Annotated in this window: 11 protein-coding genes and 1 CRISPR repeat array; of the genes, 7 read left to right on the forward strand and 4 right to left on the reverse strand. The window is 41.8% G+C overall.

Annotated features, from left to right (window positions below; genetic code table 11):
- The first annotated feature begins 145 nt into the window (after window positions 1-145).
- Window positions 146-1801, forward strand: coding sequence for a B12-binding domain-containing radical SAM protein (locus ACWATR_RS15860; RefSeq protein ID WP_460334119.1), 1656 nt, complete (start codon window positions 146-148; stop codon window positions 1799-1801).
- Between the two features lie 259 nt (window positions 1802-2060).
- Here ACWATR_RS15860 and aroF read toward each other — a convergent pair whose 3' ends face one another.
- The 3 genes from aroF to rpsO all read right to left on the reverse strand — a co-directional run bounded on the left by aroF (window position 2061) and on the right by rpsO (window position 4154).
- Window positions 2061-3119: a 3-deoxy-7-phosphoheptulonate synthase gene (gene aroF / locus ACWATR_RS15865; protein WP_460334122.1), complete on the reverse strand. Its 1059-nt coding sequence runs from the start codon at window positions 3117-3119 to the stop codon at window positions 2061-2063.
- A gap of 283 nt (window positions 3120-3402) precedes the next feature.
- Entirely contained in the window at window positions 3403-3873 is a 471-nt protein-coding gene (locus tag ACWATR_RS15870) for a photosystem II biosynthesis protein (protein ID WP_460334125.1), read from the reverse strand.
- Between the two features lie 11 nt (window positions 3874-3884).
- The gene (gene rpsO / locus ACWATR_RS15875; RefSeq protein WP_041565894.1) at window positions 3885-4154 is read right to left on the reverse strand and encodes a 30S ribosomal protein S15; all 270 of its coding nucleotides are present in this window, start codon (window positions 4152-4154) and stop codon (window positions 3885-3887) included.
- A gap of 226 nt (window positions 4155-4380) precedes the next feature.
- On the opposite strand from rpsO, the gene ACWATR_RS15880 reads away from it, so the two are divergent.
- Window positions 4381-5568, forward strand: coding sequence for an RNA-guided endonuclease InsQ/TnpB family protein (locus ACWATR_RS15880; RefSeq protein WP_460334128.1), 1188 nt, complete (start codon window positions 4381-4383; stop codon window positions 5566-5568).
- Window positions 5569-5619: 51 nt separating this feature from the next.
- Window positions 5620-7036: direct repeats of the CRISPR family, unit length 37 nt; unit sequence GTTTCAATCCCTAATAGGGATTTTAGTTGATTGCAAT.
- A 252-nt stretch (window positions 7037-7288) separates the two neighbouring features.
- On the opposite strand, the gene ACWATR_RS15885 is transcribed toward ACWATR_RS15880, so the two are convergent.
- Window positions 7289-8056 carry a circadian clock KaiB family protein gene (locus ACWATR_RS15885; RefSeq protein ID WP_460334131.1) on the reverse strand — a complete coding sequence of 256 codons (768 nt, stop codon included), beginning with the start codon at window positions 8054-8056 and terminating at the stop codon, window positions 7289-7291.
- Between the two features lie 706 nt (window positions 8057-8762).
- Between ACWATR_RS15885 and ACWATR_RS15890 the strand changes: the two genes are divergently transcribed.
- The 5 genes from ACWATR_RS15890 (at window position 8763) to ACWATR_RS15910 (ending at window position 12815) form a co-directional block, all read left to right on the forward strand.
- Window positions 8763-9500 carry a Crp/Fnr family transcriptional regulator gene (locus ACWATR_RS15890; protein ID WP_460334134.1) on the forward strand — a complete coding sequence of 246 codons (738 nt, stop codon included), beginning with the start codon at window positions 8763-8765 and terminating at the stop codon, window positions 9498-9500.
- Between the two features lie 189 nt (window positions 9501-9689).
- Window positions 9690-10436, forward strand: a complete 747-nt coding sequence (locus ACWATR_RS15895) for a Crp/Fnr family transcriptional regulator (protein ID WP_460334137.1) — start codon at window positions 9690-9692, stop codon at window positions 10434-10436.
- An 81-nt stretch (window positions 10437-10517) separates the two neighbouring features.
- Window positions 10518-11252 carry a Crp/Fnr family transcriptional regulator gene (locus ACWATR_RS15900; RefSeq protein ID WP_460334140.1) on the forward strand — a complete coding sequence of 245 codons (735 nt, stop codon included), beginning with the start codon at window positions 10518-10520 and terminating at the stop codon, window positions 11250-11252.
- 162 nt (window positions 11253-11414) lie between these two features.
- Entirely contained in the window at window positions 11415-11825 is a 411-nt protein-coding gene (locus ACWATR_RS15905; RefSeq protein ID WP_460334143.1) for a response regulator, read from the forward strand.
- Window positions 11826-12146: 321 nt separating this feature from the next.
- Window positions 12147-12815 (forward strand): peptidoglycan-binding protein, encoded by a 669-nt coding sequence (locus ACWATR_RS15910; RefSeq protein ID WP_460334146.1) that lies wholly within the window; start codon window positions 12147-12149, stop codon window positions 12813-12815.
- The last annotated feature ends 161 nt before the right edge of the window (window positions 12816-12976 follow it).

Consider the following 12976-nt stretch of genomic DNA (forward strand, 5'->3'; position numbering starts at 1 on the left):
CAAACTCAGTTCGCCCTTCTATGGGAAATTTTATATTTTACAGTTAAAAACCTCTGAAAGATCACGGTAAGCTAGTTTGCATTACAGCTGATTATGTCAATAAATTGTCAAATTAGCTGCTCTGTTTTCCAGGGTGAAATTTGCAATGACTGTGAATCTAAAGTCTTTAGAGAACCAAATTCATGTCGCGGCCGATTCCAAAACCGCTCCAATCACTCAAAGAACCCGCTACGTTCCTTCGCACCATCGACGAATTCTGTGTATTTTTCCGAAATACAGCCGCTCCTTTGGTACTTTTCATCACGCCTACCCACTCATGGGCAATGTCCGGGCTTTTATGCCACCCCAAGGTATTTTAATTGTGGCTGCCTACTTACCTCAAGAATGGGAAGTACGGTTTATTGATGAGAATGTCAAATCAGCAACGCGGGCTGATTATCAATGGTGTAATGTGGTGATTGTGAGTGGAATGCATATCCAGAAACCACAGATTAATCAAATTAACGAACTTGCCCATCGAGCCGGGAAAATTACAGTTGTGGGTGGCCCTTCGGTATCTGGGTGTCCAGAATATTATCCTGAATTTGATATTTTACATTTGGGTGAATTGGGAGATGCAAGCGATCGCATGATCGAATATCTAGACCAAAATTCTCAACGTCCCCAACAACAAATTCGCTTTGAAACCAAGGAACGTTTACCCTTAACAGAGTTTCCCACCCCAGCTTATCATTTGCTGAATATCAATGATTATTTTTTGGCAAATGTCCAGTTTTCTAGTGGTTGCCCTTATCGCTGCGAGTTTTGTGATATTCCCGAACTCTATGGCAACAGTCCCCGGATGAAAACACCAGAGCAAGTAGTCGCGGAGTTAGATGCAATGCGACAATCTGGCAATTTGGGGGCAGTATATTTTGTCGATGATAACTTTGTTGGCGATCGCCGCGCCGCTATGAGGTTACTTCCTCATTTGATTGACTGGCAAAAGCGCAATGGTTATCCCATCCAGTTTGCCTGTGAAGCAACGCTCAACCTAGCTCAAAGTCCAAAGCTGCTGGAAATGATGCGCGAAGCTTATTTCTGCACAATCTTTTGCGGTATCGAAACACCAGAACCAAATGCCCTCCATGCTATTTCCAAAGACCAAAATCTGAGTATGCCAATCTTAAAAGCAATTCAGGTTTTAAATAGCTATGGCATGGAAGTAGTATCAGGAATCATCATCGGGTTAGATACAGATACACCAGAAACAGCAGACCGAATTATCGAATTTATTCGGGCATCCCAAATTCCAATGTTGACAATTAACCTACTTCATGCTTTGCCAAGAACTCCTTTATGGCGGAGATTAGAAGCAGAAGGACGACTTGTCTTTGATGAAAGCCGTGAATCAAATGTGGAGTTTTTAATGCCTTACGAGCAAGTTGTTGAGATGTGGCGGCGCTGCATCACAACTGCTTATGAGCCAGAATTTTTATATCAGCGGTTTGCCTACAATATGGAACACACCTATCCAAACCGCATCGCAGTTCCTAACAGCCCGTCTCGAACTTCTGGGGCTAATATTCGCAAAGGTTTAACTTATTTAGCTAATATTTTGCTGCGGATAGGTATATTTAGTAACTATCGTCAGACTTTCTGGAAAATGGCCAAGCCAGCACTCAAAGCAGGTAATATTGAAAACTTGATTCACGTTGGACTTGTCGGACATCATCTGATTAAGTTTGCCCAAGATTGTGCCAATAATCAAGAATCGGCTTCGTTTTATTCCCAAAAAATTCTTACTAAAGTTCGTAGCTAACTGTCATTGAAAAGGGACTGGGGACTGGGGACTGGGGATTAGGGACTGGGAAAACTTGGAAAGGGATTCAGACCTCAACCAAGTTTTGTTCGCGACACGTTGATTAGTCTAGTCTGAGACTGGGAATAAAGTTAGGGAGGCTCCGCTTCCTGTCTACACAAAACTAGAGGCGGAGCCTCACCTCCCTTGTTACCTGTCAGTGTCAGGTAACGAGGGAGGTGAGGGGGAGTGGGAATTAGCAGGAAGTTGCAACTGAATTTTAAGCCAAAGCAACTGCTGGTTGTTGCCAGCGTCCCACCGCCTTACCAATCACTGCTAATTCTTGCATCAAGTTGTCGAAACGGTCTGGTGTGAGAGATTGGGGCCCGTCGGATAAAGCTTTGGCAGGATTGGGGTGAACTTCTATCATCAGGGAATCTGTGCCAGCTGCGATCGCAGCCATTGCCATTGAGGGCACAAACTCAGACCAACCCACGCCATGACTGGGGTCAATCATAATTGGTAGGTGAGTTAGTTTTCGCAACACTGGTACTACTGATATATCCAGCGTATTTCGCGTATACTGGCGGTCAAAGGTGCGTATTCCCCTTTCACACAAAATCACATTGGGATTACCAGATGCCAAAATATACTCGGCTGCCATTAACCAATCTTCAATAGTAGCCGCCATTCCTCGCTTCAATAGAACTGGTTTCGGCTGCGCTCCCACTTTTTTGAGCAAGGAAAAATTCTGCATATTCCTTGCCCCCACCTGGATTACGTCAGCAACTTCTGCTATTCTATCCAGGTCAGCGGCATCCATTACTTCTGTAATAATACCTAGTCCGCTCACTTCCCGCGCCTTCGCTAACAAATCCAAAGCACTCTCGCCGTGTCCTTGGAAGGCGTAAGGTGAAGTCCGGGGTTTGTATGCCCCGCCGCGCAAGAACTTCGCTCCAGCCGTCTTGACGCGCCGTGCTGTTTCCACAATCATTTCTTCATTTTCTACCGAACAAGGGCCAGCAACGACTATTAAAGGGTGGTGTTCACCAAATACCACCGCTCCATTGGGAGTATTAACCACCACTTCTGAAGCTTCGCCGTGGCGATATTGGCGGCTGGCTCGTTTGTAAGGCTGCTCTACCCTTAATACCTGCTCAATCCAGGGGCTAACTTCCTGAACTTGTAATGGATCTAAGTTGGCGGTTTCACCTACTAGACCAATAACTACTTTGTGTTGACCAACAATTTTTTCTGGAGTTAGTCCCCAGCTAGTTAGTTCCTCATCAATGCGGTTTATTTCCGCCTCTGGGGAACCACTTTTCATTACTATAATCATGTGAAAGTTCCTGATTAATTGAGTAAAATTTTCTGTAAATGGGCTAACTTTATTGTTGCTTATCAGCCTAATTACGAGTAGTTAAAAATAAAACTTATTTACAAAATAAATAGACAAAACATAGCGCTCAGTCAGTAGTTTTACTACTAAATAACTGCATGTAGGGTATAAAAAGTATTATATAAAATTTAATTAGCAATGTTGAAGTTATAAAATTTCAACTTCAACATTCACTTCTTTATTTACCCAATACCGCAGTTATGTAATACCTGAGCGCCGTTTATCATGAGTTTTTTTGCCGAGTTTCGCGCCAAGCTGCCACCATTCGTCCCCAATTGGTGTTGAACTCACCCAAACCCAGCAAACTTCCATCTTTTTCTTCATCCCAAGAGGCAGAGAGAACGCCATAAGTTATCCCTAAGACCCCCAAACCAAATAATCCCATGTTCACCAGTAGCACGGCGATGGGAGGTAGTCGGATGTCGGAGTAGATAGCAAGCAGATAGCTAACAACCAAGGCGCTAATGCCCAAAGCTGTTGGTACACCACAGAATCCAGCTACGCGTCTGATCATGCGTTCGCTGACTACTTGGGGAATTGCCATCTCTTGTTTGGTGTAAGGCACCTTTCTCTCAGCCTGTTTGACGGATTCTTGTGGCTGTGCTGCTGGTTTACTTTGAGTTTTTGCGGGTTTTTGGCGCTTTTTATTTGGTTCAAAGGGCAAGCGACTGCGTTCAGATTCTTCAGCAGACATAAGCGGTAGTCCTATCCACGAATACCAAGGCGAGCAATCAAAGCTTGATATTTTTCACGGCTTTCCTGCGATATATAAGCTAGAAGACGCTTGCGCTGACCAATTAGCTTTAATAGTCCCCGCCGGGAAGAATGGTCTTTTTTATTTGCCTGGAGATGTTCGCTGAGGCGGTTAATCCGCTCAGTGAGCATGGCAACTTGGACATCGGCCGAGCCAGTGTCGGTTTCGTGAACTTGGTAATTGGAAATTATTTCTTGTTTCCGCAGTTGCGTCAGGGCCATGATCGATTCAGTTTCTAGTTTTTCTAAATGTATGTAGCAGTCTCCCATAATATCACAGCCCTCAAGCTGGATGTGGAATGACCTCATACAGCTTAATGTCTGTACTTTTTGATACAAAGTAATCAAGAAGCCAAATTTTTATCAGAAAAATGGGTTTAAAACCCCGCCGTTTTAGGGCGGCTTTAATTAATTAATTTTCTTACAGAATATTTGGTATAATGTAAGAATGACACAAAAAGCTTTCAAATACCGATTCTATCCAACACCTGAGCAGGAAACCTTGCTTCGGCAAACGATGGGATGTACTCGTTTAGTCTATAACCGCGCTCTCGCTGCAAGGACGCAGGGGTGGTATGAACGACAAGAAAGGGTTGGGTATATTGAAACATCAGCAATGCTGACTAATTGGAAAAAACAAGACGAATTGCAATTTCTTAATGACGTTAGTAGTGTGCCATTGCAACAAGGTTTGCGACATCTGCAAACAGCCTTTAGTAACTTTTTTGCAGGACGGGCTAAATACCCTAACTTTAAGAAAAAGCATAACGGCGGTAATGCTGAATTTACCAAGGCAGCTTTTAAATTTAGAGATGGGCAATTATTCCTTGCTAAAAGTCCACAAGCTTTGGCTATTCGTTGGAGTAGACAGTTGCCGCAAGGTGTTGAGCCATCTACTATCTCAGTAAAACTTTCACCCTCTGGGCGCTGGACTGTTTCGATGCTAGTAGATATAGAGATTGAAAGATTGTCTGAATCTTCTAACTCTATAGGCATTGATTTGGGTGTCACCAGTTTGGTTGCCTTAAGTACAGGTGAGAAGATTGCTAATCCCAAAAACTTTAGGGCAAAAAAAGCAAAATTGCGTAAAGCGCAAAAAGCTTTGAGTCGTAAACAGAAAGGGTCTAACAATCGCCATAAAGCAAGGGTTAAAATAGCTAAAGTTCACACAAAAATTAGCGATGCGCGGAATGATTTTCTTCACAAGCTGACAACTCGATTGGTGCGTGAAAACCAAACGATTGCTGTTGAGGATTTGGCTGTGAAGAATATGATCAAAAACAAAAAACTCGCTCTCTCGATTAGTGATGCTAGTTGGGGCGAATTGGTCAGACAGCTTGAATATAAGTGCGATTGGTATGGTCGTAACTTCGTCAAGATTGACCGATGGTTTCCTAGTTCAAAACGCTGTGGGAACTGCGGGTACATTGTTGATAAACTGCCTTTAAATATCAGAGATTGGGATTGCCCGAAATGCAGTACACATCACGATAGAGATGTTAATGCTGCTAAAAACATTTTGGCTGCGGGACTCGCAGTTTCAGTCTGTGGAGCGAACATAAGACCTAACAGCCTTAAGGCTGAAGGGCAGTTGCAAAATACCCGTAAGGGAAAGAAACAGAAACCTAAGTCGTGAGTCTTAGGAATCCCCGACCGTTTACGGCGGGGTGGATGTCAACATACTTAAATTTCAATCCCTAATAGGAATTTTGGTTGATTGCAATACCTTGGAACCCAATCAGCTAAACCTATTTTCAGATGTGTTTCAATCCCTAATAGGGATTTTAGTTTATTGCAATATTTAGATTTGGCAGGTAAACCAATCTTCCTAATTGTTTCAATCCCTAATAGGGATTTTAGTTGATTGCAATGAAACAAGGTCATGATGAAAATCATTATTTACAACTGTTTCAATCCCTAATAGGGATTTTAGTTGATTGCAATTGTATGAACAGATTGAAAATGCTGCGATCGCAAAACTGTTTCAATCCCTAATAGGGATTTTAGTTGATTGCAATAAAGTTTAGTTATCGGATAAAGTGCAACGACCATTGTTTCAATCCCTAATAGGGATTTTAGTTGATTGCAATATCGCACCCCACGCATCCTCTGTCATGGTTGCAACTGTTTCAATCCCTAATAGGGATTTTAGTTGATTGCAATTTGAGCAAGGTTGATTTCTATGGCGCAAATCTAGAAGTTTCAATCCCTAATAGGGATTTTAGTTGATTGCAATAGGACATAGAGGTGGTGGATGCAGATGACAACTATCGTTGTTTCAATCCCTAATAGGGATTTTAGTTGATTGCAATGGGCAACTGCTAACTTTGGTGGTGATGGCAGTTACGTTTCAATCCCTAATAGGGATTTTAGTTGATTGCAATAATCTCTGGGAAACTCGTCAGCCAGCTAGTTAACGAGTTTCAATCCCTAATAGGGATTTTAGTTGATTGCAATGAGGTTAAAAGTTGCCGGGCTTCCGAAATCCTGCGTTTCAATCCCTAATAGGGATTTTAGTTGATTGCAATTGAAAGTAGATTACGATCCCAAAGGGATTTTGCTTGAGTTTCAATCCCTAATAGGGATTTTAGTTGATTGCAATTTGCCTCTTCCCCCTTTGGTTGAATCACTCATAAACTTGTGTTTCAATCCCTAATAGGGATTTTAGTTGATTGCAATGGTTTTTATCTTTATTTTCTGCCACAGTCAGACCAGTTTCAATCCCTAATAGGGATTTTAGTTGATTGCAATGTGGTCGGAGATGCCACGGTTAAAGGCTCCGAGTTTCAATCCCTAATAGGGATTTTAGTTGATTGCAATGTAGATCGGTTAACTATCTCAGTTGCTAATGTTAAATCAGTTTCAATCCCTAATAGGGATTTTAGTTGATTGCAATAATGATACTATTAGCAACCTTAGCCAGTTTAGGGGTTTCAATCCCTAATAGGGATTTTAGTTGATTGCAATGACCACAGAATAAGCCCCCAATCTCTGGTTTGTTTCAATCCCTAATAGGGATTTTAGTTGATTGCAATTCTCTAAGTACCTTACGACCTTGACCAATGCGGTTTCAATCCCTAATAGGGATTTTAGTTGATTGCAATGGCTGGCGTCTGAAAGCCGTGTGTTATTTGGTTTTCAAGGTTCAATAGCGCGAATGGAAAAATCATAACATAAGGAGTGGCAATTGTGCTAACTGTAAATAGCTGAAATTCAGTCTACATAAGGTGCGCGGATGGTTTCAAGATGCTGAAAGCCTCAAAGCCTTTGATATACGGCAATCTAGCCATTTTTGTAGTCACCCCTTCCCCAACACCTACCCATTCGCGCACTTGGCAAAAAACTAGCCTGATTATTTAAAAATTTTCCTTAGCAGCTAACATCTGTAAAATCTTTTCTACATGATCCAACTCTCCAACGATTCGCCGAATTGGGTGAGGCCAAACCTTGACAAGGGTAGGAGTTGCAGAAACCTGATTGAGTTCTGCTTGTTCTGGATGACTTAAAACATCAATCACCTTCAGAGTATAAGGATGTCCGAGCGATCGCTCTAACAATTCGTGTAAATTTTGAAGGATGCGTTCAGTAGTGCTGCTGTGTCCAGCAACAAACAAGCGGAGAACATAGCCTTGTGTAATTGCTTCTTTTTTTTGTACTATAACTGGCTGGTGGTATTTTGGCACAGGTTCAGAAAGGTCTAGACGGACAATTAAATCGTGATCCTCCCAAAGCTGCGAAAACGAGGAACGATAAGTTGTTAATACCATGCGATCGCACAATCCATCCTGCCAAGGAGCTGGTTGCCATACTAACTCTCCAGTGCCAAAAATGGCATTCAGCAAAGCTTGATGTCTAATTACAGCCGGATAAGCTTCAGCAAAAGTTCGCACTTGTTGAGTACGTGGATCAAACCAATTGTCAATAGTCGCAGTATAACAAGGCACTAAAAAATGCGGCGGCTCTGGTAAATCTAGGATTTCCTGCAAAGCCGAGCACAAATGCAAGTGCCATCGGCCTTGTTTGCTAGGGTCGATGCAGTAAATTAAATCTCCTCCAGGTGTAAATAGCGCAATGCCTTTAAACAACTGGGGTGTAGATAGTTTATTTGTCGTCAAGTTATTCACAGAGGCTAAGGAGCTAAAAGTAAAAAATTCTCTCTTTATCTTTACCTTAGCTATAACCGCAACCAGGATCAGCTAGAAAATTGGAAACCCATTAAAAATTGCGTAAATCCTGTTTCTAGGTTAGAGACAAGAAATGCTTGCTCTCGATTGCGGTGCTGTCGCTAGAATCAGAGGCAGGAGTCAAAAATCAGTTTTCTCCGTTTTGTTTAAAATTAGATACCAAAAATTCCTAAATACTGAAGAGTAAGCAAGTAATTATAATTTTATTTAATTATGCGATCGCAACTGTAATTACAGTAAAATTTAGCAAATTTGATTGTTGGGGTTACTTAGTTTGAGGGAAACTGCTGATTTTTTATACTTTCTATTAACTTTATAAAGTCAAAATTTAGCAATACCAAAATAGTTATCCGCTCTGGTATGTACTTAATACTTTTCTATGCTAACTTGTATTATTTTTGTCACAGTTTTGATATAGATCCTTTAGAAACCTGTCTAATTTATTGGAAAAAATTTATATTTTTCACTCCTATAAATAGCTAATGTTGTTATGTTAGATTATAGATAATAAGTATAAAAATACCAAATTTTTATTACAACTTTTTTTTAGGAAATACACCTTTTGACATTAGGATTAGACTCTTGATTTTTCTCCTTATGCCTGGAGTTACCTTTTCTAAAAACGGCTACATTCAGGATAATCCTAATGTCATTCAACAAAAATGCCCTTGAGCAACCGGTAAACAATCTGCTAGCAGTTCTGCTACCCGCTGACTATGAGCGTCTTATTCCACACCTGAAGCTGGTTTCGCTCTCAAATCGGCAAGTACTTTACGAAGCAGGCGAACCGCTCACACAGGTTTATTTTCCTAATAAAGCAGTGGTTTCTATAGTCACGACTATGGAAGATGGTTCGACAGTGGAAGCTGGTTTAGTGAGCAATGAAGGTATGGTGGGTATCCCGGTAATTTTGGGAGACCATATCACAACCACAACGGCAATTGTGCAGATTCCAGACAGTGCCATGCAGATGAATGCAGATATACTCCGGAGCGAGTTCAATCGAGCTACAGGCCTTCAAAGCCTGCTGCTGCGCTACGTGCAAGGTGTATACACTCAAATAGCACAAGGATCTGCCTGCAACCGTCTTCATAAACTAGAGAGGCGGTTGGCTCGATGGTTGCTGACAGTTTCTGACCGTCTGGAATCAGAAGAATTTCCGCTCACCCAAGAATTTATCTCACAGATGTTGGGTGTACGTCGCGCTGGTGTTACCGAAGCAGCTAACATTTTGAGCGAAGCCGGAATGATCACCTACCACCGTGGTCAAATTAACATCCTGAATCGCGAGGGTTTAGAAAAAACCTCCTGCGAATGTTATCAGATTATAGAAAATGAATTTGCTCGTTTATTGGCTAATAAGCCCAATAAACCACAAAAATAAGTTTTTTTAAGCTTCTATGTACGAAACCATATAAACTTAAACAAGTGTGTCCATTTAAGCTTTTTTAGATTGTCTCCGTGTTCCTTTAGAGAATACACCTTTTGACATTAGGATCAGATTCTTAAATTCTTGCCTTATGCCCTAAGTTGATTTTTCTAGAGTCACCTACCTTAAGGAGAGTGACTTCTAATGTCATTAAATAAAAACCTCTTTCAGCAACCACCAAATAAGCTGCTCGCAGCTCTGCCAGCCAGTGATTATGAACGTCTTGTCCCCCATCTAAAGCTAGTTACGCTCTCAGTTCAGCAAATCCTTTACCAAGCAGCCGAACCGATCGCACAGGTCTATTTTCCTGATAAGTCAGTGGTTTCTATAGTCACCACTATGGAAGATGGCTCAACGGCAGAAGTTGGGATAGTGAGCAATGAAGGCATGGTGGGTATCCCGGTAATTTTAGGAGACAACACCACAACCACGACAGCATTTGTGCAGATTCCGGGTGCTGCTATGCAGATAAATGCAGATGTACTGAGAGCCGAGTTCAATCGGGGTGGAGCGATTCAAACGCTGCTGCTGCGATACGTACAAGCTATATACTCTGAACTGGCGCAAGGAGCTGCATGCAACCGTCTCCATACACTGGAAGAACGATTGGCACGCTGGCTTCTCACCGTTTCTGACCGTCTGGAATCAGAAGATTTTCCACTCACGCAAGAATTTATCTCTCAGATGTTAGGTGTACGTCGTTCTGGTGTGACAGTAGCGGCTAGCACCCTCAGCCGAGCCGGAATGATCAGCTACCAACGTGGTCATATTAGTATCCTGAACCGAGAGGATTTGGAAGCAACTTCCTGTGAATGTTATCAGGTTATACAAAAGGAATTTACTCGGTTACTGGGCAAAATGCCCAGTAACCGAGCCAAAAATTTTTTTTGAGTTATGTGTGCGAAACCGGACAGACTCGCAAAAGTAACTTGATTTAAAGTGTTTTGAGCAAATTTATTTTTTTAATGTTCAGTGAGTGAAAACACTCTTAAGCCGCAAGTAAATAGGTTACTTGCGGCTTTGCCAGCCAGTGAATATGAGCGTCTTGTTCCGCATCTGAAGTTAGTTTCGCTTCCCACTCGACAAGTCATTTATGAACCAGGAGAATCAATCACGCAAGTCTATTTTCCCCAAAACGCAGTGGTTTCTATAGTCACAAGTATGAAAGATGGATCGATGGTGGAAGTTGGGATAGTGAGTAATGAAGGCATGGTGGGTATCCCAATTATTTTAGGAGGCAACACAACAACCACAAAAGCGTTTGTACAAGTTTCGGGCATTGGAATGCAGATGGATGCAGATGTACTGAAAACCGAGTTCAATCGGGGCGGAGCTATTCAAAACCTGTTGCTGCGCTATATACGAGCTGTATACTCTGAACTTACACAAGGATGTGCTTGCAACCGTCTTCATACCCTAGAGGAGCGTCTGGCTCGTTGGCTTCTCACCGTTTCTGACCGTTTGGAATCTGAGAATTTTCCGCTCACGCAAGAATTTATCGCCCAGATGCTAGGTGTACGGCGTTCCGGTGTGACAGTAGCGGCTGGTACTCTGAGCCGAGCCGGAATGATTCGCTACCAGCGTGGTCAAATTAACATTCTGAACCGAGAGGATTTGGAAGCAACTTCCTGTGAGTGTTATCGAGTCATCCAAAACGAATTTGCTCGGTTGCTGGGGAATCATCAGCCAAGGCGCGATCGCCACTGAATCCCAGTGAATCAATGTAACTTGCTATGTCCGAAACCGGACAGACGCTTGCTAGTTAGTTCCATTAAGATTTAGTAAAGTATGCATCAAATGACATTTACAAACACGTGTCATTTGATGCAATTGCTACTCTAAGTCTTTGCTCTATACGGCGGTGAGAAAATGTCTAATCAATCGATCCCTTTTAAAGGTCTGCGATTGCTCGTTGTTGATGACGACCCTGATACGAGAACATTACTTACCTTTCTGTTTGAATTAGACGGAGCACAGGTTATTGCGGCTGCTTCAGCAGCCGAGGCTATAGCAATAGTGTCATTGTTTAAACCAGACATTCTAATTAGTGACATTTATTTACCAGATGAAAACGGCTACTCACTGCTCTTGAAGGTCAGAAATCTAGAAGCAAAGCGAGGGAGAAAAATTCCAGCTATTGCTATGACGGCATCTGCTTTTGACGAAGACCAGAAACGTGCACTATTAGCAGGTTATGATATATACCGATGCAAGCCGATAGACTTAGACGATTTAGCTTCTACTGTTGCTCATTTAACTGGACTCAAACAATACGCTTGACATATTTGGATGCATAAGGAGGGAGCCAGTAAAGAAGAAAGCTTTAACTAAATTTAAATTAAATTTAATTTGAGAATGCGATGTTTACGACGGATTATACCAAATGCCTGGTGATTTTTATCCTAAATCAGTGCCTTGGTGTAGCCCGTTGTAGACATCGCATTTTCTCAGGAATATTTTGACTAATTTTATTTTTTCTTAATTTCGCTACCAGTAAAAACCTGTTGAAAGATAGTGATATAAAATATACTAGCAATAAATACAGAGAAATACTTGGTTATTCTCTGTGAGTACTCATTTTTGCATATAAAGGAGCATATTATGGAATATCTTGCTTATTCCCACATGTTTATTGCTCAAGAAGAGGCATTTGGAAACAGCAATTATAATCCTCCTAAATCTCAATTCAATGGAGAAAAATCTCTTAAATCTTCTGACATAGTTATTACTAAAAAAGAGGAATCGGGAAACAGCAAATATAAATTAAATTGGAAAAAACTGCTTAAATCTTCGGCTTGGTTAGCCTTAGCTGGTGTTGGTGTATTACTTGCTGCTGTTACTCAAATTCAAATGAGTTCAGCTGCTTATGTAAAAACTAACGGCAGTTGTTTACGTATCCGTACAGGCCCAAGCACCAATTACTCATATATAGATTGTGTCCCAAATGGCACTACACTTCCAGCTATTGAAAGGTATGAAAACGGTTTTGCTAGGCTTTCTACGGGTAGATACGTTTTTTCCCGATGGGTTGGTGATAGACCTAGCAATCCTCCTGTGACTAGACCTGGTGGCGTTGGCGGTTCGGTGATTCTTACCCCTGGTTCTAGAGGACAGCTTGTCAGAGACCTTCAAACAGCTTTAGGTAATCTTAGAGTTGATGGAATTTATGGTCAACAAACTGTGAGCCGAGTCCGAAGTTTTCAGCAAAGTAAAGGTCTACTTGTAGATGGTGTTGTGGGCCCCGAAACTCGAGCAGCTCTGGGTATTTAGCCAGAAGCCACCCTGCGATAGGTCTTAAGCCCTTGTTCTAAAAGCGTAGTTTACCGCCGTAGGGGAAGCAGAGGGTGATTTTCTGCTCGAACTACTGCCCTCTGCAAGAACTGCCTTTATTGGTAAAAATGAAAAACCAATATAAAAGCCGATTTTATGCA

The sequence above is a fragment of the Nostoc sp. UIC 10890 genome, from assembly GCF_054786515.1.

Bases quoted from the DNA above. Each gene is read 5' to 3' on its own strand.
- ACWATR_RS15860 (WP_460334119.1), top strand. From the start codon at position 146: ATGACTGTGAATCTAAAGTCTTTAGAGAACCAAATTCATGTCGCGGCC.
- aroF (WP_460334122.1), bottom strand. From the start codon at position 3,119: ATGATTATAGTAATGAAAAGTGGTTCCCCAGAGGCGGAAATAAACCGC.
- ACWATR_RS15870 (WP_460334125.1), bottom strand. From the start codon at position 3,873: ATGTCTGCTGAAGAATCTGAACGCAGTCGCTTGCCCTTTGAACCAAAT.
- rpsO (WP_041565894.1), bottom strand. From the start codon at position 4,154: ATGGCCCTGACGCAACTGCGGAAACAAGAAATAATTTCCAATTACCAA.
- ACWATR_RS15880 (WP_460334128.1), top strand. From the start codon at position 4,381: ATGACACAAAAAGCTTTCAAATACCGATTCTATCCAACACCTGAGCAG.
- ACWATR_RS15890 (WP_460334134.1), top strand. From the start codon at position 8,763: ATGTCATTCAACAAAAATGCCCTTGAGCAACCGGTAAACAATCTGCTA.
- ACWATR_RS15895 (WP_460334137.1), top strand. From the start codon at position 9,690: ATGTCATTAAATAAAAACCTCTTTCAGCAACCACCAAATAAGCTGCTC.
- ACWATR_RS15905 (WP_460334143.1), top strand. From the start codon at position 11,415: ATGTCTAATCAATCGATCCCTTTTAAAGGTCTGCGATTGCTCGTTGTT.
- ACWATR_RS15910 (WP_460334146.1), top strand. From the start codon at position 12,147: ATGGAATATCTTGCTTATTCCCACATGTTTATTGCTCAAGAAGAGGCA.